Raw genomic sequence first — 22914 nt, forward strand, 5'->3', positions numbered from 1 at the left:
CATCGCGCTGCGCCAGCCACGAGCGGGCAGCAGCGTCTTCCCTCACCCTAGCCTGGAAGCATGCATGAAACCGATCAAATTGCTGGCCATTCCCGCCCTGATGCTGTCGCTGTACGGCGCCCCGCTCACGCTCGCCCATGCCGCCGGCGCCGCTGCCGCGACGGCAGCCACGGCCGTGCCAAATGTTGCCTACGAAAAATACACGCTGCCGAACGGCCTCGACGTGATCCTCGTGGAAGACCATAAATTGCCCGTCACGGCCGTCAACATCTGGTACCACGTGGGACCGGCAAATGAAGCGCCGGGCTTGACGGGCTTTGCGCATCTGTTCGAGCACATGATGTTTGCCGCCACCAAGCACGTGCCGCGCGGCATGGCCGACCAGCTGCTGGAAGGCGCGGGCGCCACCGATTCGAACGGCAGCACGGATTTCGACCGCACCAATTATTTCGACACGGTGCCGTCGAACCAGCTGGAACTGGCCCTGTGGGCCCATTCGGACCGCATGGGCTATCTGCTGGACGTGCTCGACCAGACGGCGCTGACGAACCAGCAGGACGTGGTGCGCAACGAACGCCGCCAGAGCGTGGAAAACGCACCCTACGGCATCGTGCAGGAAGCCCTGTACCACCAGCTGTTCCCGAAGAGCCACCCGTATTACGCCAGCGTCATCGGTTCGCACGCAGACATCCAGAACGCGAAACTGGCCGACATCAAGGAATTCTTCACCAAATACTATGGTCCCAACAATGCCAGCCTGGTGATCGCGGGCGACATCGACAAGGCCAAGACCAAGGAGCTGGTCAACCAATACTTCGGCAGCTTCAAGAGCGGCCCCGCCGTGGCCAAGCCCGACGTCGTGACGCCGCCCATCACGCAGGAACGCCGCATCGTGGTGCAGGACCGGGTCGAACTGCCGCGCGTCTTCATGGCCTGGCTCACGCCGTCCGCCTACGCCCCTGACGATGCGGAACTGTCGATGGCGGCGCAGATCCTGGCCGGCGGCAAGTCCAGCCGCCTGTATAAGTCCCTCGTGTACGACAAGCAGATCGCGCAGGACGTGGGCGCCAACCAGAGTTCGAACGCCCTTACCTCCGTGTTCACCCTCGACGTGACGGCCCGCCCCGGCCATCAGCCCGAGGAAATCGAGCAAGCCATGCAGGCGGAACTGGAACAGTTGCGCGCCCAGGGGCCCAGCGAGAAGGAACTCGAGCGGGCCCGCAACAGCATCGAGACGAGCATGCTGAGCCAAGTGGAAAAAGTGGGCGGCAATGCCAACATGATGAACCAGTACAACCAGTACCTGGGCGACCCCGGCTACCTGGGCAAGGATATCGAACGCTACCGCCAGGTGACGGCGGCCGGCGTGCAGCGCGCCGTCGACACCTACCTGAAAAACCAGGCGCGCGTGGTCGTGTATGGCGTACCGGGCAAGCCGGACCTGGGTCCGGAAGTGGCGACACCGGCGCCGGGCAAGGTCAAGCCGGCGCCAGGCACGGCCATCAATGCGGACGAGCCATGGCGTAACGCGGTGCCGAAGGCCGGTCCCGCGCCGAAGATCGTGCTGCCGCAAGCGACCTCCTTCACCTTGAGCAATGGCTTGACCGTGATCCACAACTACAACCCGGCCGTGCCGCTCGTGTCCAGCCAGCTGGTCGTCAAAAGCGGTTCGGGTGCCAATCCGCTGGCGCAGCCGGGCTTGTCGGGCTTTACGGCGCAATTGCTGCAGGAAGGGACCAGTACGCGCAGCGCGCCGCAGATCGCCGATGACGTGGCGCAACTCGGCGCTTTCCTCGGCACGGGTTCCGGCGCGGACGCCTCGTTCGCCCAGCTGACGTCGCTGAAAACCACCTTCCCGCAGGCGCTCGACGTGCTGGCCGACGTGGTGCAGCATCCGCAATTCCCGCAAGATGAAGTGGAGCGCCAGCGCGCCAGCCGCATCGGCGAACTGGCGCAGCAGCGCGAAAACGCGGGGGCCGTGGCGGCCCGCGTGGAAGCGGCGGCCCTGTACGGTCCGCAACATCCGTACGGCTATATCCAACTGGGCACGGAAGCGGCCCTGAAAGCCACCAGCCGCGCCGACCTGCAGGCGTTCTGGCAGCAGCATTATGTGCCCAACAATGCGGCCCTGATCGTCTCGGGCGACATCGGCGCGGCGGAATTGAAGAGCCTGGCCGAAGCCAAGTTCGGCAGCTGGAAGGCGGGCGCGGTGGCGCCGTCCGTGACGGCGGCGCCGGCCACGACGAAAGCCAGGCTGATCCTCGTCGACAAGCCGGGCGCGCCGCAGACGGCCGTGCGCCTGTCGACCATCGCCGTGGCCCGCGCGACGCCCGACTATGCGCCGCTGCAAGTGATGAACGCGGCGCTGGGCGGCTTGTTTACGAGTCGGCTGAGCAATAACCTGCGTGAAGAGAAGGGCTACACGTATGGCGTGCGCTCGCAATTCCAGTACCGCAGCCAGCCGGGACCGTTCTCGATTGCCGCCGGCGTGCGCACCGACGTGACGGGCGCGGCCGTGTCGGAAACCTTCAAGGAAATCCGCGCCATGATCGCCAAGCCGTTAAGCGCCAAGGAATTGTCGAATGCGCGCAATTCGCAGGTGCTGTCGCTGCCGGGCCAGTTCGAGACGAATGCCAGCATCAGCGCCAGCATGGCCAACACGTATATCTATGGCCTGGGTCTCGACTACTACGCGACCTTGCCGCAGCGCTTTGCCGGCGTGACGGACAAGCAGGTGCAGCAGGTGGCGAAGAAATACCTGCAGCCGGAAAAGCTGATCGTCATCGGCGTGGGCGACAAGGCGAAGATCGCCCCGCAGTTGAGCAAGCTCAAACTGGCGCCCGTGGAATTGCGCGATGCCGAGGGGAACGTGAAGTAAGGACTAGCGGCGCTTGAACAGCGCCAGCTTGTCGATGAACGCCGCCACGGCCACCCCGGCCGTGTAGGCGATCAAATCGCCCCAGCCGAAGGTGGAACCGAGCACCAGGTGCCCCAGCGGATGCGCGCGCAGCGCGACGAGCCAGGGCGTCTGGAGCAGCTGGCCGAATTCGACGGCAAAGCAGATCAGCAGCGCAGTCAGCGCCAGCTGCCACGTGCGCATGCGCGTGGCGAAGATGCCCAACGCAAAGACGATCATCATGGCCCACAGGGCGTCGCCCGGATACTTGCCGAGCGCGGCGGGGAGGAATTGGGGATAGGCGCGCGAGGCCAGGCCCAGCGCGATGACAGCCACGGTTGCGCCCACCTGCAGCAGGCGGCGGCGTTCAGGTTTTACCAGGAACATATTTCCATTCAAAGGCACAATACGGGCCGAACCATTGCGGCCCGTCCGATATTGTACTGCGCGGCCGCGTCCGGCTGCAGCCTAATCGCCTGAACACGCTCAGTCCAGCGCGACGTGCTGCGCCAGGAAGTCGAGAAAGACGCGCACGCGCAGCGGCACATGCCCGCCCTGCCCCACGAAGACGGCATGCACGTCTTCGCTGTCGCCCGGATTGAACGCTTCCAGCACGGCCTGCAAGCGGCCTGCCGCGATATCGGCGCGCACTTGGAAGGCGGCCAGGCGCGCCAGTCCCAGCCCCGCCAGCGCCAATTGCCGCAAGGCTTCGCCATCGCTGGCCTGCGCATTGCCAACGACAGGCACGACGACATCGCCCTCGGGCAGGCGCAGCGGCCAGCCCGAGCGGGCGCGCGCGTAATTGGCGTCGAGCAGATTGTGCGACGCCAGTTCGGCCGCTGCCAGCGGCGTGCCGCGCCGCGCCAGGTAGGCGGGCGATGCCACGATCGCCATGCGCGTCTGGCCCAGCTTGCGCGCCAGCAAGTTGGAACTTTTCAGGGGGCCGGCCCGCACGGCCACGTCCGTGCGCTGTTCGAGGATATCGACGACTTCATCGGTGAGCACGATGTCGAGCGTCACCTCGGGATAGCATTCCAGGAACAGCGGTGCCAGCGGCAGCAGAAAGTGCTGGCCGAACGGCACGTTCGCATTCACCCTGATCTTGCCGCGCGGGACATCCTGCACGCCCGCGCAGCGCTCGGCCTCGTCCAGCGCCGCCAGCACCTGCCTGCCCCGTTCATACAGGCCGCAGCCTTCGGCCGTCAGTTGCAGCTGGCGCGTGGAGCGGTTCAGCAGGCGCGCGCCCAGGCGCTCTTCCAGCCGAGACACGAGCTTGCTGACGGCCGACGGCGTCATGCCGCAGGCGCGCGCGGCGGCGGAAAAGCCGCCCAGCTCGACTACGCGCACGAACACTTCCAGCTCGCCGGAACGGTTCACTTCCAGTCTGGCCATTGTGAATTCAACTCATAAATGTTCTTCGATGAGATAGTCTAGTGCATAAATGGCTTTGCTTTCATCATGCGCACATTCCCCTTGATAAAGCGAGCCGCCATGCAACGACATTCCCTCCTCCCCGCCGCCCTGCTGAGCCTGGCATTGGCTACCAGCCCTGCCCTGGCCGCCAACGCCGAAGCTGCCCACGGCTGGCTGGCCAGCTGGACGGCCAGTCCGCAAGCCGTATGGGGCAGCGACTTTGTGCTTCCCGCCAACGTGCCCGCCGTGCTGCACGGGCAAACCGTGCGCCAGGTGGCGCGCCTCAGCGTGGGCGGCCCGCGCGTGCGCATCGTACTGTCGAATGCGTATGGCAAGGTACCGCTGCGCATCGGCGCGGCCAGCGTAGCCCTGGCGGCGAACGGCTCGGCCATCGCGCCCGCCAGCCTGCGCACGCTGACGTTTGCCGGCCAGCCCTCGGCCACCATGGCGCCGGGCGCGCCGCTCGTCAGCGACCCCGTCGACCTGTCCGTGCCGGACCTGGCGCGCCTGACGGTGAGCGTCCACCTGCCGCAAGCCAGTCCCGTCGCCACGTTTCACTGGGATGGGCGCGAGACGGCGTGGATCGCGCCGCACGACCAGACGCGGGCAGTGAGCATTGACGAGGCGCAAACGGGCGTGCAGACCGCCACGGCGCGCATCTTGCTCAGCGCCATCGAGGTGGCAGCGGCGCCGGGAGCGCAAGCGGTGGCCATCCTCGGCGATTCGATCACCGATGGCGCCAGCGCCAGCCTGGGGATGGATGCGCGCTGGCCCGATTTCCTGGCACGGCGCCTGGTGCCGCAGGGCGTGGCCGTGATCAATGCGGGCATTTCCGGTGGACGGCTATTGTCCGACGGCATGGGAGAGAGCGCCCTGGACCGTTTCGGGCGCGACGTGCTGGCGCAGCCTGGCGTGCGCACGGTGGTCGTCTTGTTGGGGATCAATGACATCAGCTGGCCCGGCACGGCGTTTGCGCCACAGGCACAAAGACCCACCCTGGAGGAATTAACGGCCGGCTACGCGCAGCTGGTGGCCCAGGCCCACAGCCGCGGCGTGCGCGTCGTCGGCGCCACTTTGACGCCGTTCGCAGGCGCCCTGCCCGGCACGCCCCTGAGCGACTATTATCAAAAGGAAAAAGATGCGCTGCGCCAGCAATTGAATGCATGGATACGCGCCAGCGGCCTGTTTGACGCCGTGCTCGACTTCGACGCACTGGCGCGCGACCCGGCCCATCCGCTGCGCCTGCTGCCCGCCTACGACTCGGGCGACCATCTGCACCCGGGCGACGCAGGCAACCGGGCGCTGGCCGAGGCGATCGACGTGTCCTTACTGTTGCCAGCGCGGCAGCCGTAACTGGCTTTACAACGCCGAACAAAACCGTAGCGAGCGGAAGGAAGTTGTGGTCGAGAAGCGCAACTGTACGAAGGTACAGTGAGCATCGCAGGCCGCAAATTACGACGCGCAGCAGGTTTGGTTCGGCGTTCCTAGTCGCCCAGGCCAGCGTACAAGGCCGTGCTCAGGTAGCGCTCGCCGAACGACGGGATGATGGTGACGATGGTCTTGCCCGCGTTTTCCGGACGGCGCGCCACCTGCAGGGCGGCCCACAGGGCGGCGCCCGACGAGATGCCGACCAACAAGCCTTCGTCGCTGGCGGCCAGGCGCGCGGTGGCAAAGGCATCGTCGTTCTTCACGCAAATAATTTCGTCGTAGATGGCCGTGTTCAGGATCTGCGGCACGAAACCGGCGCCGATGCCCTGGATCGGATGCGGTCCCTTGGTGCCTTTCGACAGCATCGGCGACGCTTCCGGTTCCACGGCGATCACTTGCAGGCCGGGCTTGCGCTCCTTCAACACTTCACCGATGCCGGTAATCGTGCCGCCCGTGCCCACGCCGGCGACGACGATGTCGACTTGCCCATCCGTGTCGCGCCAGATTTCCTCGGCCGTCGTGGCGCGGTGGATGGCGGGATTGGCGGGATTGTTGAATTGCTGCAGCATCAGATAGCGCGGGTCGGCCGCCACCAGCTCTTCGGCCTTGCGGATGGCACCCAGCATGCCTTCGCTGCCCGGCGTAAGCACCAGCTCGGCGCCGTAGGCGCGCAGCAGGATGCGCCGTTCGCGGCTCATGGTGTCGGGCATGACGAGGGTGCAACGGTAGCCGCGCGCGGCGCAGACCATGGCCAGCGCAATGCCCGTGTTGCCGCTGGTGGGCTCGACGATGACGGTATCGGGATGGATCTTGCCTGCGGCTTCCGCGGCGACGATCATGGACAGGCCGATGCGGTCCTTGACGCTGTGCGCGGGATTGTAGAATTCGAGTTTGGCCAGGATGGTGGCCACACTGCCGGCGGCGATGCGGTTGATGCGCACCAGGGGGGTGTTGCCGATCAGTTCAGTGACGTCGTTGGCGATGTTCATGGGAGTCTCCACAGCAATTACAGAAGAATCCAGTCTACCGCGTTTTGGCGGCGGCGCGAGCATGCGCCGCCGCCAAACTGAACAATTACTTAACGTCCAGCAGTTCCACGTCGAAGATCAGTGCCGAGTTCGGCGGAATGTCGCCATTGCCGGCGCCGCGCGGGCCGTAGGCCAGTTCGCCTGGAATGATCAGGGTGCGCTTGCCGCCCACTTTCATGCCAGCCACGCCCTGGTCCCAGCCCTTGATGACCATGCCCTTGCCCAGCGGGAAGTCGAACGGGCCACGGCCCACGGAGCTGTCGAACTTCTTGCCGCGCGAATCTTTCGCCAGGGGACGGTACAGCCAGCCCGTGTAATGCACGGTGACGTTGCTGCCGGCGGACGCTTCCTTGCCCGTGCCGACCTTGTTGTCGATCAGAATCAATTTATCGGCGACAGGGCCAGGGCTCAGCGAGACGGCGGAGGCGGGAACAGGCGCTGGCGCCTGTGCCTGCGCCAGCGACGCGGCGACGGAGCAGATCAGGGCAAACAAAACGGAGCTACGCGTCATGATGTATTCTTTCAGTGAGTTTCGGTGAGATCCCTGCCAATGCAAGAGGCAGGGAACGCCAATCATAGCAAACCGCCGCAACGATAGGAAAAACTTGTCGCCCGATACACACGCTCCCCGCCTGTTTTACGCGCTGTGGCCCGATGCGGCCACGCGCGCGGCGTTGGCCGCCTGGCAGGCGCGCCTGCCAGGCAAGCCCGTGCGCGTGGACAAGCTGCACCTGACCCTGGCCTTCCTGGGCCAGCACCCGGTCAGCGACCTGTCGGCCCTGCTGGCTATCCTGGAACAATTGCCGGCGCGCCCCATGCCCTTGCTGTTCGACCACGCCAGCCACTTCACGCAGCTGGCGCTGGCCTGGGCCGCCCTGGCGCAGCCCTCGCCGGCCCTGCTGGACTTGCGCGCGGCCTGCATGCATGCGCTGGCGCAACAGGGCCTGGCGCCCCGCTTCGAGCACGACCGCTTTACGCCGCACGTGACCCTGGCGCGCCAGGCGCCACCGCCGGCAAGCCAGGACTTCGCGCCCATCGCCTGGCAGGCGGACGAACTGGTGCTGGTGGAATCGCTGAAAAGCAGCGGCGACTACCGCATCCTGGCCAGCCGCAAGCTGACTTAGGCGGTGAACTTAAGCAGCGTCCGGCACTGGCACTGAAGCAAGTTTGTCCTGGCGCAAGCTTTTCAGCGCATGGGCGGCCGCCACCATGCCGAAGCTGGCCGTCACCACCACGCTGGAGCCGAAGCCGGCACAGTTCAGGCCCGTGACGCCGGCGGGCGTGCTGCCATCGATGGCGCACGCTTCCGCGCTCTCTGGCGTGCTCAACGGCTCCATGGAAAACACGGCATCGACATTGAATTTGTTTTTCACGCCACGGGGGAAACCATATTCGGTACGCAACAGTTTGCGCACGCGCTTGAGCAGCGGCTCCTGCTCCGTTTTCGACAGGTCGCGCACGGCGATCAGGGTCGGGTCCGTCTGCCCGCCCGCGCTGCCGATGGTCAACATGGGGATATTGCGCGCGCGGCAATACGCGATCACGGCCGCCTTGGCCTTGGCATTGTCGATGGCGTCGACCAGGTAGTCGAAATCGCGCCCGCCCAGCAACTGCTCCAGATTATCGGGGGTGATGAAATCCTCGATCTGCGTGACCTGGCAAAACGGGTTGATCAGTTCGATGCGTTCGGCCAGGGCCGTGATCTTGGCCTTGCCGATGGTGTCGCTCATGGCCTGGATCTGGCGGTTGATGTTCGATTCGGCAACATTATCGAGGTCGATCAGGGTCAGGCGGCCGACGGCGCTGCGCGCCAGCGCTTCGACGATCCAGGAACCGACGCCGCCCACGCCGATCACACACACGTGGGCCGCGCGAAAGCGTGCCAAAGCGGGGGCGCCGTACAGGCGGGCTATGCCGCCGAAACGCCGTTCAAAATCGATCTCGGTCAAGTCCATGGAAATTAGTTCATTGGTGGAGGTATGCATGGCGCCATTTTAACGGACACTGCGCTGGCGGATATTCTAAAATAGCCGGATTGACACAGCGACAAGCTCCGTTTGTCGCCGCGTCCCCACACCGTTCACCACGAGAACTCGCCATGACCGCTCCCCTGTTCGACTCCGTTCCCGGCTTTGACCAGCCCATCGCCGTGCTCAAGCATTGCCACGACAAGATCCGCAAGCAACTGACGACCCTGCAAAACCTGCTGGCCCACCTGGTGCAGCACGGCAACACGGCGGATGCGCAGCAGGCGGCCAAGGCGGTGTTGCAATACTTCAATAAAGCCGCCCATCTGCACCATGACGATGAAGAGCAAGACCTGATGCCCATGCTGCAGGCCACCGCCACGGGCGACGATGCGGCCCTGCTGGCGACCCTGGTGCCGGAAATCCTGGCCGACCACCAGCGCATGGACCAGGCCTGGCTGGCCCTGCGCCCGGAACTGGACGCCATCGCCGCCGGCACGGGCGTGCAGCTGTCCGCCCATGGCGTGCGCGACTATGTCGCCGCCTACCAGGCCCACATGAGCAAGGAAGAGGGCCAGCTGGCACCGATGGCCAAGCGCCTGTTCAGCGCGCAGCAGATGGAGCAGCTGGGCACGGCCATGCAGCGCCGCCGCGGCATCGCGCCCGAAGCACCCGCCGCAGCCCAGCCGGACGCAGCCGCCGTGCTGGCGGCCATGCGCACCGATTACGTGCAGTCGAGCCTGAGCGAGACCGATGTGCTGGCCGATCCCGTCGCCCAGTTCCAGAAATGGTTTGCCGAGGCCGTCAAGGCCCAGGTGCTGGAACCGAACGCCATGAGCTTGTCCACCGTCAGTCCCGAAGGCAAGCCCAGCTCGCGCATCGTGCTGATCAAGCAGTTCGACGAGCGTGGCTTTACCTGGTACACGAATTATCAGAGCGACAAGGGCCAGCAGCTCGAACACAACCCGCACGCCGCCCTGCTGTTCTTCTGGGGCGAGCTGGAGCGGCAAGTGCGCATCGAGGGCACGGTGGTGAAAACCACTGCCGCCGAGAGCGATGAATATTTCAATGTGCGCCCCGTGCAAAGCCGCTTGTCGGCGATTGCCTCGCAGCAAAGCGCGCCCATCGCCGACCGTGCCGCGCTGGAAAGCAATTACGCGGCCGTGGCCGCCGCCGTCGGCGATGCGCAGCCGCCACGCCCGGCCCACTGGGGCGGCTACCGCTTGCAGCCGGAACGCATCGAATTCTGGCAGGGACGCCGTTCGCGCTTCCACGACCGCATCGTGTTTACACGTGGTGCGGACGGGCAATGGAGCATGCAACGCCTGCAACCTTGAGCGCATAGTCAAGGCGGCGCAAAGCAAGCTGGTCAATATAGGTGTAGGCTATGAGGGTAGAAGTTACTAAATGACATTGTTTCTCAATTTGCGGGCGCAACGGCGGCCGCTTCATTGGAGGCCATTTTGTTTGTACAAAACCAACTCAAGTCCTGGATTGCCAGCATCCGCAGCAAGACCGCCTTGCCGCTGCGCATAGAATTGTGGAATGGCCAGCATGTCGACCTGTCCAGCGAAGCGCCGCGTGTCACCATCCGCCTGCCGACCGTCGCCTCGGCCCGCTATCTGCTGAACCCGTCGCTGGCCAACCTGGGTTCGGCCTATGTGGAAGGCAATATCGAAGTCAAGGGCACGGCCCAGGACATGATTTCCATCTGCAATGCCCTGGCGCGCAACACCTTGAAACCGGAAGGCAAGCTGGCCCGCATCGTGCGCAGCTTTACGCACGACAAGAGCAAGGATGCCGAAGCCATCCGCTATCACTACGATGTGTCGAACGCCTTCTACGAGCAATTCCTCGACCCCGCCCTCGTGTATTCCTGCGCCTATTTCGAACACGGCGATGAAACGCTGGCGCAGGCGCAGGTCAAGAAGATCGACCATATCCTGAAGAAAATCCAGCTGCAGCCGGGCCAGACCCTGCTCGACATCGGCTGCGGCTGGGGCGCGCTCGTCATTCGTGCTGCACAGCAATATGGCGCCCGCTGCGTGGGCGTGACCCTGTCGGAAAACCAGTACGCGCTGGCGCGCGAGCGCGTGGCGGCGGCCGGCCTGGCGCACCTGATCGACATCCGCCTGCAAGACTACCGCGACGTCACGGGCCAGTTCGACCGCATCACCAGCGTGGGCATGTTCGAACACGTGGGCCTCAAGCATTTGCCCGAGTATTTCGGCATCATCAACAAGCTGCTGGCACCGGACGGCATGGCGATGAACCACGGCATCACCTCGACCGACCCGGAGAATGGCGAAACGCCGTATGGGGGCGGGGAATTCATCGAAAAATATGTGTTTCCGCACGGCGAGCTGGCGCACATCGGCAATGTGCTCAAGACCATGCAGCAAGGGGGGCTGGAAGTGCTGGACGTGGAAAACCTGCGGCGCCACTATGCGCGCACCTGCGCCCTGTGGACGGAAAATTTCGAAGCCAACGCCGAGCAGATCCGTCCGCTGGCGGGCGAGCGGCGCTTCCGCATCTGGCACGTCTACCTGGCCGGCTGCGCCTATGCCTTCGAGCAAGATTTGATCAGCCTGTACCAGATCGTCTGCGTGAAGGCGGGCCGGCGCTCTTCCGTCCTGCCCTGGTCGCGCAACTACATGTATGCGCAGGACGCCAGGCCGGCGCCCCTGCTGGCGACCTGATCCTGATGCGCGCACGGGGCGCTTACTTCAGGCGCCCCGCGTACATGGCGCGGAATTTCTCCACCTTGGGCACGACGACGAGGGCGCAATAGCCCTGCAAGGGATGCTGCTCGACGTAATTCTGGTGGTAATCCTCGGCCGGATAAAAGACCGATGCCGGTTCCAGCCGCGTGACGATCGGCGCATCCCACACGCCGGCCATCTCGGCGAGCACCTTGCGCGCCACGGTTTCCTGTTCCGCCGACTGGTAATAGATAACGGAGCGAAATTGCGTGCCGATATCGTTGCCCTGCCGGTTCAGGGTGGTGGGGTCGTGCAGCGTGAAAAAGATTTCCAGCAAGTCGTGATAGCTGATGACGGCGGGATCGAATTCCAGACGCACCACTTCCGCGTGGCCCGTGTCGCCCGTGCACACCTGTTCATAGTTGGGGTTGGGCACGCTGCCGCCCGTGTAGCCAGACTCGACGCGCGTCACGCCGCGCACTTCCCCATACACGGCGGCCAGGCACCAGAAACAGCCGCCGCCCAGTACCGCCACTTCCATCTGTTGATTCATGATGCCCTCCCGCAACGCCTCTGCGACGTATCATTTGATGACTGTAACGCAAAGCGCCATGGCCTGCAGGGCCGCTTGAAACGGCGCGTGGTGCACCGCACATAAGGAGCATGCCGGCCACGATTGCGCTGGCACTGCCGATTTTTGGCATAATGTCAGCAAATAGACAGGTCACCCATGAACACACGCTCTCCCCGCGCGCCAGCGCAAGAATTCGATACGACACATTTCCGCCAGGCATTGTCGCAGTTTGCCACCGGCGTGACGGTCATCACCACGCGCCTGGCCGACGGCAGTTTCCGCGGCTTGACGGCCAGTTCCTTCAATTCCGTCTCGCTGTCGCCGCCCCTGGTGCTGTGGAGCCTCGGTTCCGTGGCGAACAGCATGCCCATCTTCAGTGGCAACTCGCATTACGTCATCAACGTGCTGGGCGCCGAGCAGGCGGAACTGGCGCAGCGCTTCGCGCGCCGTACGCCGAATCCCTTCGACGACGTCGAGTATGAGCTGTCGCGCACGGGCCAGCCCATCCTGAAAGGCGCCTCGGCCTGGTTCGAATGCCACAACCGCAGCCGCTATCCCGAAGGCGACCACGTCATTTTCGTGGGCGAAGTAGAACAATGCGCGTTTACCGCACAGCCGCCCTTGATCTTCCACAATGGAAAGTTCAATACACCGCCAGCCTGAGCGGGACAAAAAAAAATCCGCCGAGGCGGATTTTTTATTTTACAGGGTAAATTTATACCCGATACTGACACTCACGGCGAGCGGGTCGAGCTTGATATCCTGCGTCTGCCCCGTCGAGAATTTCGCCCTGGTTTTCAGGAACGTCTTGACCACGGCCACATCGGCAAACCAGCGCTCGTTGAAGGACAGGGTGCTGCCGACCACCAGGCTGCCTGCCAGCTTGTTATCCATGCGGTAAGTGACGGGCGCTCCACCCGGATCCAGCAAGGCCGTCATCTGGCCCGAACCTTTTTCCTTCTGGAAATAGGCATACGTCAAGCCCGCGCCCACGTAGGGGCGGATCATCGCATTGGGCTGGAAGAAACGGTACTGGATGAAGGCCGTCGGCGGCAAGGCTTCCGCCGTCCCCAGCTTGCCCGTGCCCTTGATGGAGCCATCGCCGATCAAGTCATGCTTGTACGGCACGCCCAGGATCATTTCAGCGGAAATATTGTCCGTGAACATGTATGCAAAGGTCAGGATGGGCTTGGTATCCGCCTTGACGTCGGCCTTCGTGCCCGGCAGTGCCGGCGCGGAAATATCGCCACTGTCCACGTGCGGCGTGATCTTGTTGACGCCGACCTTGGCCATCCAGGTGCCCGCGCTTTGCGCCGAAGCGCCCGTCGCCATGGCCATCGCGGCGGCGGCGGCCAGCACGCGTACAGCGGTATTCAAACGATTTTTCATCTTGTCTCCTGATCATTATGTGCGGATAGCCCAGCTATCCAGTCTTGTCGCAGCCAGCGCCAGCCACGCCCCGGGGACGCGGCTGGCGCGGCGATTCCTTACAGCCAGCCCCGCACGACCATGTCCTTGGCCACATAACGGGCCAGCAACAGGTTGTTGAACGGCGTAGGGTGCACATCGTCGGCATACGAGTAGTGGCTGACGTCGCCCGCTTTCAGGTTCGCGCCATTGCAGACCAGCGAGCTGCCCAGAAAATTCTTCGCTGGCGTCAGGTCGCACGCCGTCTCGCTGACGTTGGTCAAGCCATACGGGCCAGGATTGACGCCCTGGTCATGGCTGACGGCAAACACGTCGACCAGCAAGACTTTCGCATTGCCGCTCAGGCCGCCGCTCAGTTCGCCATTGAAGGCGCTGACCATGGCATTGATGAGCGCCTTGGTATTGGCATCCTTGCTCAGGCCCGATGGCGTACCGGCCACGTCAGGCAGGTTGTTGACCACCACATAATTGGCACCCTTGGCGATGATCTGGTCCTTGACCAGCGCCACCAGTTCGGTGCCAGCTTGTTTCATGGAGGCAACCAGCAACGGTCCCTGGGCCGCGGCATAATCGGCACCGGCCTTGGCGCCGGCAGCATTGCCCGTCACCGTCGCATCGGCTTGCGCCTTGGCGACCAGCGGGCCATATACGGTGGGCGAGGCAACGGCCGTATTGCCCGCGATGACAGCAGCTTGCACGGCGGCACCGACGATGGTCGCCGACGTGGCGCCAGGCGCCGCGCTGGCCGTCTTGATGGCGGCGCCAATGGAGGCGGCCGCCGTGGCGGGATTGGGCGCGCCAGCGGCCAGGGCCATGGTCAGGTTGGTAGCGAAAGCCTGGGCGCCCGCATCGGCACCGGCTTTCGTGCCTGCGGCCGTCGCGCCTGCCTGCAATGCGCCCAGCTGGAACAGCACGTCATTGCCGCCCGCCATCACGAAAACGGCTTCCGTGCCGCTGAACTTGCCGCCGGAAACGGCCAGGTGGTTCGCGATCTGCGTCACCACGGGCACGGTCAGGGCGCCCAGCGCGCTGCCCGTCAACTTGTTGTTCGGACCGACGGGGTTGGTGACGCGCGAACCGCCCATGGCATAGCCGAAGCAGCCGGCGTGCTTGACGCGCGGGGCCTGCAGGGTCGGTACGTTGCCTTCCAGGCCCGTCTCGGCAGCGCATGGCGCCGGCAAGCCGAATTGCGCGGCCAGGTGCTCGGTCCAGTTCTTGCCCGTCAGCTCAGGATTGATCTTGGTATTGTCGCCATTGATGGTGAACTTGCCGCCACCGGCGGCAGCCACGCCGGCCACGGCATATGAACCGACATCGGACAGGCTGTCGCCGAACGACACCTGCGCCGTGTATTTGACTTTCAAGGTTTGATCACCGCCACTGGCGCCGCCGCAACCTGCCAGGACAGCCGCAGCCAGCACGGCCAGCGCGAATTTTGTTTGATGCATTTTGTCTCCTCGGTCTTTTTTCTGGTTTCTAAACGAACGGGCGTGCTATTCGCTACCCAACTAATATGCCATCGTTCCTCAGGCTTGTATAGAAAATATGCTTTAAAAATCAACGAAATAACAACACCGCCAGCGCCCCGTCATGACGGGGCGATCCGCTGAATTATGGAGGATTTAGTATGTTTCGTGGCAAGCATCGCTATTGCGCTGCATCAAGAAAAAGCCCCTTGCGGGGCTTTTTATGATGCGGATAGAAATTGCTGCAAGATACCACTTGAGCCGAACGCGGCACGCCGCAAACGGTCGTTGACGCCCAGCCACGCGGGGCCGGTGGGCGGTGCTTCGACGAGTATCAGCTCGGCGCCGACCTGGTCCATCGTGCGCAGCGAGGCATACAGCGCATGCGCGTAATTTTCCGGGCTGACCGCCAGGCGCACGCTGGCGCTGGCCGGCGGCAGATCCGAGTAGTGGATCAGGGCCACGCGGCGCCCGTCGTTGAGCAGGCGGTTCAAGGTGGCGCGCACGTCGTCGCTGTGCTGCATCGCAACAGGCGTATGTGGCGCGTAGTGCGATTCCAGGGTGCCCGAGGCGCGTGGCGCGGTCGCGTCCGCCACGGCCGGTGCGCGGCCGATGACGGCGGCGATCTGCTCGCTGCTGATATGGCCGGGACGCAAGAGTACGGGACCGTGCGTGGCCAGGCGCGACAGGTCGACGATGGTCGACTCGATGCCCACGTCGCTCTGGCCGCCGTCGAGTACCAGGCCCAGCAGGCCGCTGTCGAGTTCCGCCGCGAATTCATCGCGCACGTGCTGCGCCGTGGTGGGGCTGACGTTGCCGAACTTGTTCGCCGACGGCGCCGCCAGGCCACCGTTGCCGCCCTTGAAAGTGCGTAGCAGTTCGATAGCCACCGGATGCGACGGACAGCGCAAGCCCACCGTATCCTGGCCGCCGGAAACGGCGTCGGGAATGTGCGCGGCGCGCTTGACGATCAGGGTCAGCGGACCGGGCCAGAAGGCGGCCACCAGTTGCTGCGCCTCGACTGGAATATCATCGGACCAGTGCGCCAGGTCGGCGCCGGGCGCCACGTGCACGATCACGGGATGGTCCGAGGGGCGGCCCTTGGCTTCATAGATGCGCGCCACGGCGGCCGGGTTTTCCGCATCGGCGCCCAGGCCGTACACCGTTTCCGTGGGGAAAGCGACGAGGCCGCCCGCTTCCAGCACGGCGGCGGCCGCCGCCAGATCTTGTGCGGGCACGCTCACGGCGCGATTCCCAGGATCAGGCAAGCGTCGCGCAGGCGCTGCTGCGCCTCCGGCAAGGTGGCGGCGATGAAGGTCAAGTGACCCATCTTGCGGCCACGGCGCGGATCGTCCTTGCCATACAGGTGCAAACAGGCGCCCGGCAAGGCCAGGATGCGGTCCCAGGCCGGTTCGCAGGCGACATCGCTGCCGTCGGCAAACCAGGCGTCACCGAGGAGGTTGAGCATCACGGCCGGCGAATGCTGGCGCACCTCGCCCAGCGGCAGCCGCGCCATGGCGCGCACCTGCTGCGCGAACTGGCTGGTGACGCAGGCATCCATCGTGTAGTGGCCGCTGTTGTGCGGACGGGGCGCCATTTCGTTGACCACCAGGCTGCCATCTTCCAGCACGAAAAATTCGATGCACAGCACGCCGACATAGCCGAGCTCGGCAACCATGGCCTGCGCCGCCCGCTGCGCCCTGGCGGCGCAGTCGTCCGACACGTTCGGGCCCGGCACCGTGGTGGTAAACAGCACGCCGTCGCGGTGCACGTTTTCGGCGATCGGATACACGACCGATGCACCGTCCACGCCGCGCGCCGTCAGCACGGATACTTCATACGCCAGCGGCAGCATCTTTTCCAACAGGCAAGTTACTTCGCCCATTTCCGCGAAGGCGGCGCGCACGTCGTCGCGCGTGCGCACGCGGAACTGGCCCTTGCCGTCATAGCCCATGCGCACAGTTTTCAGTATGCCTGGCAGCAAGTCGTCGGCGATGCTGTCGATGTCAAGCTGCGTGGCGATCACCACGTGCGGCGCCGGCAGCACGCCGGATTTCGCGGCACAGGCGACAAAGAAACGCTTTTCCGCGATGCGGTCTTGCGCCACCGACACGCCATGGGCATCGGGCGCCACGAACACGCGTTCGGCCAGGCGCGACAGACTGTCGGCCGGCACATTCTCGAATTCGGTGGTGACGGCCAGGCATTGGGCGGCCAGGGCGTCGAGGCCGGCTGCATCGCTGTAGCCGGCATTGACCAGGCGCTGCGCCACCTGCCCCGCAGGGCAGGCGTCCGATGGTTCCAGCACAGCCACCTGGTAGCCCATGCCTTGGGCGGCCTGGGCAAACATGCGGCCGAGCTGGCCGCCGCCCATCACGCCCAGCCACGCCGGTGGATGGGCGGCGGGCAGCAATGGGGAAGTCGATTTACTATTCATTATTTTTCAAACACATTATTCAGGCAAGACCATGGCCTTGGCGGCGGCCGTTTGCGTGGCACGGAAGGCTTCCAGGCGGTCGGCCAGGCCGTCGTCGTTGGCGGCAAGCATCGCCACCGCCGTCAGCGCCGCATTCGCCGCGCCCGCTTCGCCGATGGCGAAGGTGGCTACGGGCACGCCCTTGGGCATTTGCAGGATGGACAGCATGGAATCTTCGCCGCGCAAGTATTTCGATGGCACGGGCACGCCCAGCACGGGCACGATAGTCATCGCCGCCACCATGCCAGGCAGGTGGGCGGCGCCGCCGGCGCCGGCGATGATGGCGCGCAAGCCGCGCGCGCGCGCGCTTTTCGCATACGCATACATCTCGTCGGGCATGCGGTGCGCGGATATGACTTGCGCTTCGTATGGCACGCCAAACTGTTTCAGCATGGCAACTGCGTTCTGCATCACGTCCCAGTCCGAGGACGAGCCCATGATGACGCCGACCAGCGGCTTATTCTGCTCGCTCATCTCAGGCCTTCAGCTTCTCGCCCGTCAGGCGTTCGATGGCTTCGAAATACTTGGCCTGGGTTTTTTCGATGACGTCGGCCGGCAGCGCAGGCGCCGGTGCGGTTTTGCCCCAGGTCAACGTTTCCAGATAGTCGCGCACGAATTGCTTGTCGAACGACGGCGGCGAAATGCCAGGCTGATACGAATCGGCGGGCCAGAAGCGCGAGGAGTCGGCCGTCAGCACTTCATCCATCAGATGCATGACGCCGTTGTCGTCCAGGCCGAATTCAAACTTGGTGTCAGCGATGATGATGCCGCGCGTGGCCGCGTACTCGGCGGCCGTCTTGTACAGGGCAATGGCGACGTCGCGCATCTTGGCGGCCAGGTCGGCACCGATACGCTCTTCCATTTCCGCAAAGCTGATGTTTTCGTCATGTTCGCCCAGCTCGGCCTTGGCCGCCGGGGTGAAGATCGGTTCCGGCAGCTTTTCCGCCTGTTGCAGGCCGGCTGGCAGCTTGATGCCGCAGATGCTGCCCGTGTCCTGGTAATCTTTCCAGCCCGAACCAATGATGTAGCCGCGCACGACCGCCTCGACCATGATCGGCTTCAGGCGCTTGGCCACCACGGCGCGGCCCTTGACTTGCTCCACTTCCTCGGGCGCCACCACGGATTCCGGCGCCACGCCGGTCAGGTGGTTCGGCACGATATGGCCCAGTTTCTCGAACCAGAAGTCGCTCATCTGGTTGAGGACCTTGCCCTTGCCGGGGATAGGCTCGTTCATGACGACATCGAAGGCCGACAGGCGGTCCGTGGTGACGATCAGGATCTTGTCGTCGCCAACGGCGTAGTTGTCGCGGACCTTGCCGTGGCCCAGCAATGGCAGGGAGTGGATGGAAGTCTGATAGAGGCTGTTCATAGCGGGGGAATAGTTGGATGAAACGAAACCGGCAGGCAGGGAAGGCGCCCGCCGGTCGAGAAAATCGGGCACGGAGATGCGGCTTCCGGCCCGTTCCAGACAGAATTTTACTTCACAATTTGCGACAGCTCGCCGGCCTTGTAACGCTCGGCCATTTTTTCCAGTGGCATGGCCTTGATTTTCGACGCCTGGCCTTCGCAGCCGAATGCCTGCATGCGGGCGCGTACGATTTGCTCTGCAGCAAGACGGGCTGGCTTCAGGTAGTCGCGCGGGTCGAATTTCGATGGATTTTCAAACAGGTACTTGCGGATCGCGGCCGTCATCGCCAGGCGGATATCGGTGTCGATGTTGATCTTGCGCACGCCGTGACGGATGCCTTCCTGGATTTCTTCCACTGGCACGCCGTAGGTTTCCTTCATGTCGCCGCCGAATTCGCGGATGATGGCCAGCAATTCCTGCGGTACCGACGAGGAACCGTGCATCACCAGGTGGGTGTTCGGGATGCGCGCGTGGATTTCCTTGATGCGGTCGATGGCCAGGATGTCGCCCGTCGGCTTGCGCGTGAATTTATAGGCGCCGTGCGAGGTGCCGATGGCGATCGCCAGGGCGTCGCACTGGGTGCGCTGCACGAAGTCGGCCGCTTGCGCCACGTCCGTCAGCAGTTGCTCGCGCGTCATGGTGCCGTCGGCGCCGTGGCCGTCTTCCTTGTCGCCCTTCATGGTTTCCAGCGAACCGAGCACGCCCAGTTCCGCTTCCACCGTCACGCCGATGGCGTGCGAGAATTTCACCACTTCACGCGACACTTCCACGTTGTATTCGTAGGAAGCGACCGACTTGCCGTCCGCTTCCAGCGAACCGTCCATCATCACGGAAGTAAAACCCGAGCGGATGGCGGCCATGCAGACGGCCGGCGACTGGCCGTGATCCTGGTGCATGACGACGGGAATGTGCGGATACGCTTCGACGGCGGCGTCGATCAGGTGGCGCAGGAAGGCTTCACCGGCGTACTTGCGCGCGCCAGCGGATGCCTGCATGATCACCGGGCTGTTGAGCGCATCGGCGGCGGCCATGATGGCCTGCACTTGTTCCAGGTTGTTGACGTTGAAAGCAGGAATGCCATAACCGTTTTCGGCGGCATGGTCCAACAGTTGACGCATGGATACGAGAGACATGGTAATACTCCAGATAACAATAGAAACCGTTGCGGCGCTTCGCGGTCGATGACCGCGCCGGCGCCTGAATTCTTTACCTCAGATCAGCACGGCATCGAGGTCGCCAACCTTGACGATTTTCAATGCATTCGTGCCACCCACCTGGCCCATCGGCTCGCCCCAGGTGACGACGATCATGTCGCCCTTCCTGACGATGCCCTGTTCCACGAGTAAATCTTCCGCCAGCTTCAGCACTTGCGCGCTGGGGGCGTTCTGCATCAGATGATACGCCCGAACATTGCGGTACAGCGCGGCTTTGCGCAAAGTCGTGACGCTCGGCGTGAGCGCATAAATCGGCGTGTCGATGCTGTGGCGGCTCATCCACAAGGCGGTGGAGCCCGATTCCGTCAGCGCCACGATGGCTTTCACGCGCAAATGGTGGGCCGTGAACAGGGCGCCGTAGGCGATCGACTGGTCGATGCGGGTAAACGTGACGTTGAGGAAATCGGCATCGAGCTTGTTGTATTCGGACTGTTCCGCTTCGACGCAGATGGCGGCCATCATTTCCACCGTCTCGATCGGGTACTTGCCCGAGGCCGTCTCGGCCGACGTCATGACGGCATCCGTGCCATCGAGCACGGCATTGGCCACGTCGGACACTTCCGCGCGGGTCGGCACGGCGTTGACGATCATCGATTCCATCATCTGCGTTGCCGTAATAGCAAGTTTATTCGATGCGCGCGCCATCTTGATCATGCGCTTCTGCAGGGCCGGCACGGCTGCATTGCCCACCTCGACGGCCAGGTCGCCGCGCGCCACCATGATGCCGTCGGAGGCGTCGAGGATTTCTTGCAGGGCAGGAATGGCTTCCGCCCGCTCGATCTTGGCGATCATCATCGGCTTGTGGTGGTACGGTTCGCCCGCGATATTGGCCAGCTGGCGCGCCATTTCCATGTCCGTCGCGCATTTCGGGAAGGAAATGGCCAGATAATCGGCCTGGAAACTCATGGCCGTCTTGATATCTTCCATATCCTTGGCCGTCAGCGCGGGCGCGGACAAGCCGCCGCCCTGGCGGTTGATGCCCTTGTTGTTCGACAACTCACCGCCGATCTTGACGGTGGTATGGATTTCGCTGCCGTGGATGCGCTCGACGATCAGCACGATGAGGCCGTCATTCAGCAGCAGCACGTCGCCCTTGTGCAGGTCGCGCGGCAGGGCCTTGTAGTCGAGGCCGACCCGTTCCTGATTGCCCAGCTCGCCGTTTTCTCCCCACTTGGCGTCGAGGATGAAGCGCTCGCCCGCTTCCAGCTGGATGCGGGTGTTTTCAAACTTGCCGACACGAATCTTCGGCCCTTGCATGTCGGCCATGATGGCCACTTCGCGGCCGCACTCGGCTGCCGCCAGGCGCACCAGCGCCGCGCGGTCGATATGGTCCTGCGCCTTGCCGTGGGAAAAATTCAAGCGCACCACGTCAACGCCCGCACGTATCATTTTGACCAGAATATCGAAGTCAGTGGAGGCGGGGCCGATTGTTGCTACGATTTTTGTACCACGTGGCATAGGAATCCTTGTGCGCGAGCGAAGGTGAGCAAGGCCGGTTTGAGACAGCCGCCGGCAAGGTAAAAGCGCAGCGGTCAGGCTGCGCTTGGTCTATTCATCATTCCACAGTCTCGAACATCTGAGAAAACCGTAGCGAGCGGCAATGAGTTGTGGCCGAGACGCGGAGCTGTGCGCATGCACAGTGAGCATCGGAGGCCGCAAATCATGACGCGCAGTAGGTTTAATCAGGTGTTCTTAGCCTGCGCGTTGCATCAGGATCTCTACGGCAGGCAAAGTCTTGCCTTCCAGGAACTCCAGGAAAGCGCCGCCGCCCGTCGAGATATAGCTGATTTTATCGGTAATGTCGTATTTGGCAATCGCCGCCAGGGTGTCGCCACCGCCGGCGATCGAGAATGCTTTCGACTCGGCAATGGCCAGGGCCAGGGTCTTGGTGCCGTTGCCGAACTGGTCGAATTCAAACACGCCAACGGGGCCGTTCCACACGATGGTGCCGGCGGCGGCGATCTGCTGCGCCAGCAGGGCGGCCGTTTTCGGGCCGATATCGAGGATCATGTCGTCGTCCGCCACGTCGGCCACGTCCTTGACGGTGGCGGCGGCTGTCGGCGAAAACTCCTTGGCGCACACGACGTCGACGGGAATCGGCACTTGCGCGCCGCGCTTGGCCATGATGTCGATGATGGCACGGGCTTCGTCGACGAGTTCCGCTTCCACCAGCGACTTGCCGACATTCAAGCCAACGGCCTTCATGAAGGTGTTGGCGATGCCGCCGCCGACGATCAGGTTATCGACCTTGTCGGACAGGGCTTTCAGGATGGTCAGCTTGCTCGATACTTTCGAACCAGCAACAATTGCCAGCAATGGACGGGCCGGCGCGTGCAAGGCTTTGCCCAGTGCATCGAGTTCGGCGGCCAGCAGCGGGCCGGCGCAGGCGACAGGGGCGAACTTGGCGATGCCGTGCGTCGACGCCTCGGCGCGGTGGGCCGTGCCGAACGCGTCATTGACGTAGATATCGCACAATTTCGCCATTTTTTGCGCCAGCTCATCGCTGTTTTTCTTTTCGCCCTTGTTGACGCGCACGTTTTCCAGCAGGACCACCTGGCCGGCGGCCAGGTTTTCCAGGCCGGCGCCATCGACCCAGTTTTGTTTCAGTGCAACTTCTTGGCCCAGCAGCTCGGACAGGCGGGCCGCCACGGGCGCCAGGCTGTCGGCCGGCTTGAACTCGCCTTCCGTCGGACGGCCCAGGTGCGACGTCACCATGACGGCGGCGCCAGCGTCGAGGGCGGCGCGGATGGCCGGCACCGAAGCGCGGATGCGCGTATCTTCGGTGATCTTGCCACTGTCATCTTGCGGGACGTTCAGGTCGGCGCGGATAAACACGCGCTTGCCTTGCAGTGCATTTTGGGCGATCAAATCTTGCAGACGGATGAAGTTGAGAACAGCTGACATGGCGATCCAG

Annotated in this window: 21 protein-coding genes; 6 read left to right on the plus strand and 15 right to left on the minus strand. The window is 63.9% G+C overall.

Annotation, left to right across the window (positions count from 1 at the left end; genetic code table 11):
• Positions 1 to 64 precede the first annotated feature (64 nt).
• Positions 65 to 2878: a M16 family metallopeptidase gene (locus AC1RJW_RS10955; RefSeq protein ID WP_493044939.1), complete on the plus strand. Its 2814-nt coding sequence runs from the start codon at positions 65 to 67 to the stop codon at positions 2876 to 2878.
• A gap of 3 nt (positions 2879 to 2881) precedes the next feature.
• On the opposite strand, the gene AC1RJW_RS10960 is transcribed toward AC1RJW_RS10955, so the two are convergent.
• Positions 2882 to 3283 carry a ribosomal maturation YjgA family protein gene (locus AC1RJW_RS10960; protein WP_474293017.1) on the minus strand — a complete coding sequence of 134 codons (402 nt, stop codon included), beginning with the start codon at positions 3281 to 3283 and terminating at the stop codon, positions 2882 to 2884.
• A 99-nt stretch (positions 3284 to 3382) separates the two neighbouring features.
• Complete coding sequence (locus AC1RJW_RS10965; protein WP_493044940.1) at positions 3383 to 4288, minus strand: LysR family transcriptional regulator; 906 nt, start codon at positions 4286 to 4288, stop codon at positions 3383 to 3385.
• 99 nt (positions 4289 to 4387) lie between these two features.
• Here AC1RJW_RS10965 and AC1RJW_RS10970 point away from each other — a divergent pair, with 99 nt between their 5' ends.
• The gene (locus AC1RJW_RS10970) at positions 4388 to 5662 is read left to right on the plus strand and encodes an SGNH/GDSL hydrolase family protein (RefSeq protein ID WP_493044941.1); all 1275 of its coding nucleotides are present in this window, start codon (positions 4388 to 4390) and stop codon (positions 5660 to 5662) included.
• Between the two features lie 131 nt (positions 5663 to 5793).
• On the opposite strand, the gene cysK is transcribed toward AC1RJW_RS10970, so the two are convergent.
• Positions 5794 to 6726, minus strand: coding sequence for a cysteine synthase A (gene cysK, locus AC1RJW_RS10975; protein ID WP_230539053.1), 933 nt, complete (start codon positions 6724 to 6726; stop codon positions 5794 to 5796).
• 85 nt (positions 6727 to 6811) lie between these two features.
• On the minus strand, positions 6812 to 7276 hold the full coding sequence (locus tag AC1RJW_RS10980; protein WP_034780576.1) for an FKBP-type peptidyl-prolyl cis-trans isomerase: 465 nt from the start codon (positions 7274 to 7276) through the stop codon (positions 6812 to 6814).
• Between the two features lie 94 nt (positions 7277 to 7370).
• On the opposite strand from AC1RJW_RS10980, the gene thpR reads away from it, so the two are divergent.
• The gene (thpR, locus tag AC1RJW_RS10985; protein ID WP_493044942.1) at positions 7371 to 7889 is read left to right on the plus strand and encodes an RNA 2',3'-cyclic phosphodiesterase; all 519 of its coding nucleotides are present in this window, start codon (positions 7371 to 7373) and stop codon (positions 7887 to 7889) included.
• Positions 7890 to 7898: 9 nt separating this feature from the next.
• On the opposite strand, the gene tcdA is transcribed toward thpR, so the two are convergent.
• On the minus strand, positions 7899 to 8750 hold the full coding sequence (tcdA, locus tag AC1RJW_RS10990; protein WP_493044943.1) for a tRNA cyclic N6-threonylcarbamoyladenosine(37) synthase TcdA: 852 nt from the start codon (positions 8748 to 8750) through the stop codon (positions 7899 to 7901).
• Positions 8751 to 8863: 113 nt separating this feature from the next.
• On the opposite strand from tcdA, the gene pdxH reads away from it, so the two are divergent.
• On the plus strand, positions 8864 to 10069 hold the full coding sequence (gene pdxH, locus AC1RJW_RS10995; RefSeq protein WP_493044944.1) for a pyridoxamine 5'-phosphate oxidase: 1206 nt from the start codon (positions 8864 to 8866) through the stop codon (positions 10067 to 10069).
• Positions 10070 to 10195: 126 nt separating this feature from the next.
• On the plus strand, positions 10196 to 11431 hold the full coding sequence (locus tag AC1RJW_RS11000) for a class I SAM-dependent methyltransferase (protein ID WP_493044945.1): 1236 nt from the start codon (positions 10196 to 10198) through the stop codon (positions 11429 to 11431).
• A gap of 22 nt (positions 11432 to 11453) precedes the next feature.
• Here AC1RJW_RS11000 and msrA read toward each other — a convergent pair whose 3' ends face one another.
• Entirely contained in the window at positions 11454 to 11987 is a 534-nt protein-coding gene (gene msrA / locus AC1RJW_RS11005) for a peptide-methionine (S)-S-oxide reductase MsrA (RefSeq protein ID WP_493044947.1), read from the minus strand.
• 177 nt (positions 11988 to 12164) lie between these two features.
• On the opposite strand from msrA, the gene AC1RJW_RS11010 reads away from it, so the two are divergent.
• Positions 12165 to 12671, plus strand: coding sequence for a flavin reductase family protein (locus AC1RJW_RS11010; RefSeq protein WP_326458725.1), 507 nt, complete (start codon positions 12165 to 12167; stop codon positions 12669 to 12671).
• 39 nt (positions 12672 to 12710) lie between these two features.
• On the opposite strand, the gene AC1RJW_RS11015 is transcribed toward AC1RJW_RS11010, so the two are convergent.
• From AC1RJW_RS11015 to AC1RJW_RS11055, 9 genes are all read right to left on the minus strand, one after another.
• Complete coding sequence (locus tag AC1RJW_RS11015; RefSeq protein ID WP_493044948.1) at positions 12711 to 13397, minus strand: OmpW/AlkL family protein; 687 nt, start codon at positions 13395 to 13397, stop codon at positions 12711 to 12713.
• A 98-nt stretch (positions 13398 to 13495) separates the two neighbouring features.
• A complete protein-coding gene (locus tag AC1RJW_RS11020) occupies positions 13496 to 14884 on the minus strand; it encodes an SGNH/GDSL hydrolase family protein (RefSeq protein ID WP_493044949.1) in 1389 nt (462 codons plus the stop codon).
• Positions 14885 to 15123: 239 nt separating this feature from the next.
• Positions 15124 to 16146 (minus strand): L-threonylcarbamoyladenylate synthase, encoded by a 1023-nt coding sequence (locus AC1RJW_RS11025; protein WP_493044950.1) that lies wholly within the window; start codon positions 16144 to 16146, stop codon positions 15124 to 15126.
• Positions 16143 to 17339 carry a 5-(carboxyamino)imidazole ribonucleotide synthase gene (locus AC1RJW_RS11030; RefSeq protein WP_493044951.1) on the minus strand — a complete coding sequence of 399 codons (1197 nt, stop codon included), beginning with the start codon at positions 17337 to 17339 and terminating at the stop codon, positions 16143 to 16145. The genes AC1RJW_RS11025 and AC1RJW_RS11030 overlap by 4 nt, the downstream gene beginning before the upstream one ends.
• Positions 17340 to 17354: 15 nt before the next feature.
• Positions 17355 to 17852: a 5-(carboxyamino)imidazole ribonucleotide mutase gene (gene purE, locus AC1RJW_RS11035; RefSeq protein ID WP_493044952.1), complete on the minus strand. Its 498-nt coding sequence runs from the start codon at positions 17850 to 17852 to the stop codon at positions 17355 to 17357.
• 1 nt (position 17853) lies between these two features.
• Positions 17854 to 18747: a phosphoribosylaminoimidazolesuccinocarboxamide synthase gene (locus AC1RJW_RS11040; protein WP_436541375.1), complete on the minus strand. Its 894-nt coding sequence runs from the start codon at positions 18745 to 18747 to the stop codon at positions 17854 to 17856.
• Positions 18748 to 18854: 107 nt separating this feature from the next.
• Entirely contained in the window at positions 18855 to 19919 is a 1065-nt protein-coding gene (fba, locus tag AC1RJW_RS11045) for a class II fructose-bisphosphate aldolase (protein ID WP_034746119.1), read from the minus strand.
• 78 nt (positions 19920 to 19997) lie between these two features.
• Positions 19998 to 21458 carry a pyruvate kinase gene (gene pyk / locus AC1RJW_RS11050; protein WP_475417901.1) on the minus strand — a complete coding sequence of 487 codons (1461 nt, stop codon included), beginning with the start codon at positions 21456 to 21458 and terminating at the stop codon, positions 19998 to 20000.
• A 234-nt stretch (positions 21459 to 21692) separates the two neighbouring features.
• Positions 21693 to 22904, minus strand: a complete 1212-nt coding sequence (locus tag AC1RJW_RS11055; RefSeq protein WP_326458732.1) for a phosphoglycerate kinase — start codon at positions 22902 to 22904, stop codon at positions 21693 to 21695.
• Positions 22905 to 22914: the final 10 nt, after the last annotated feature.

Source organism: Janthinobacterium sp. GW822-FHT07A03 (assembly GCF_058798815.1).

What these genes read in the sequence shown, in the direction of transcription:
- AC1RJW_RS10955 (WP_493044939.1), top strand. Translation starts at nt 65, where the DNA reads ATGAAACCGATCAAATTGCTGGCCATTCCCGCCCTGATGCTGTCGCTG.
- AC1RJW_RS10960 (WP_474293017.1), bottom strand. Translation starts at nt 3,283, where the DNA reads ATGTTCCTGGTAAAACCTGAACGCCGCCGCCTGCTGCAGGTGGGCGCA.
- AC1RJW_RS10965 (WP_493044940.1), bottom strand. Translation starts at nt 4,288, where the DNA reads ATGGCCAGACTGGAAGTGAACCGTTCCGGCGAGCTGGAAGTGTTCGTG.
- AC1RJW_RS10970 (WP_493044941.1), top strand. Translation starts at nt 4,388, where the DNA reads ATGCAACGACATTCCCTCCTCCCCGCCGCCCTGCTGAGCCTGGCATTG.
- cysK (WP_230539053.1), bottom strand. Translation starts at nt 6,726, where the DNA reads ATGAACATCGCCAACGACGTCACTGAACTGATCGGCAACACCCCCCTG.
- AC1RJW_RS10980 (WP_034780576.1), bottom strand. Translation starts at nt 7,276, where the DNA reads ATGACGCGTAGCTCCGTTTTGTTTGCCCTGATCTGCTCCGTCGCCGCG.
- tcdA (WP_493044943.1), bottom strand. Translation starts at nt 8,750, where the DNA reads ATGCATACCTCCACCAATGAACTAATTTCCATGGACTTGACCGAGATC.
- pdxH (WP_493044944.1), top strand. Translation starts at nt 8,864, where the DNA reads ATGACCGCTCCCCTGTTCGACTCCGTTCCCGGCTTTGACCAGCCCATC.
- msrA (WP_493044947.1), bottom strand. Translation starts at nt 11,987, where the DNA reads ATGAATCAACAGATGGAAGTGGCGGTACTGGGCGGCGGCTGTTTCTGG.
- AC1RJW_RS11010 (WP_326458725.1), top strand. Translation starts at nt 12,165, where the DNA reads ATGAACACACGCTCTCCCCGCGCGCCAGCGCAAGAATTCGATACGACA.
- AC1RJW_RS11015 (WP_493044948.1), bottom strand. Translation starts at nt 13,397, where the DNA reads ATGAAAAATCGTTTGAATACCGCTGTACGCGTGCTGGCCGCCGCCGCC.
- AC1RJW_RS11020 (WP_493044949.1), bottom strand. Translation starts at nt 14,884, where the DNA reads ATGCATCAAACAAAATTCGCGCTGGCCGTGCTGGCTGCGGCTGTCCTG.
- AC1RJW_RS11030 (WP_493044951.1), bottom strand. Translation starts at nt 17,339, where the DNA reads ATGAATAGTAAATCGACTTCCCCATTGCTGCCCGCCGCCCATCCACCG.
- purE (WP_493044952.1), bottom strand. Translation starts at nt 17,852, where the DNA reads ATGAGCGAGCAGAATAAGCCGCTGGTCGGCGTCATCATGGGCTCGTCC.
- AC1RJW_RS11040 (WP_436541375.1), bottom strand. Translation starts at nt 18,747, where the DNA reads ATGAACAGCCTCTATCAGACTTCCATCCACTCCCTGCCATTGCTGGGC.
- fba (WP_034746119.1), bottom strand. Translation starts at nt 19,919, where the DNA reads ATGTCTCTCGTATCCATGCGTCAACTGTTGGACCATGCCGCCGAAAAC.
- pyk (WP_475417901.1), bottom strand. Translation starts at nt 21,458, where the DNA reads ATGCCACGTGGTACAAAAATCGTAGCAACAATCGGCCCCGCCTCCACT.
- AC1RJW_RS11055 (WP_326458732.1), bottom strand. Translation starts at nt 22,904, where the DNA reads ATGTCAGCTGTTCTCAACTTCATCCGTCTGCAAGATTTGATCGCCCAA.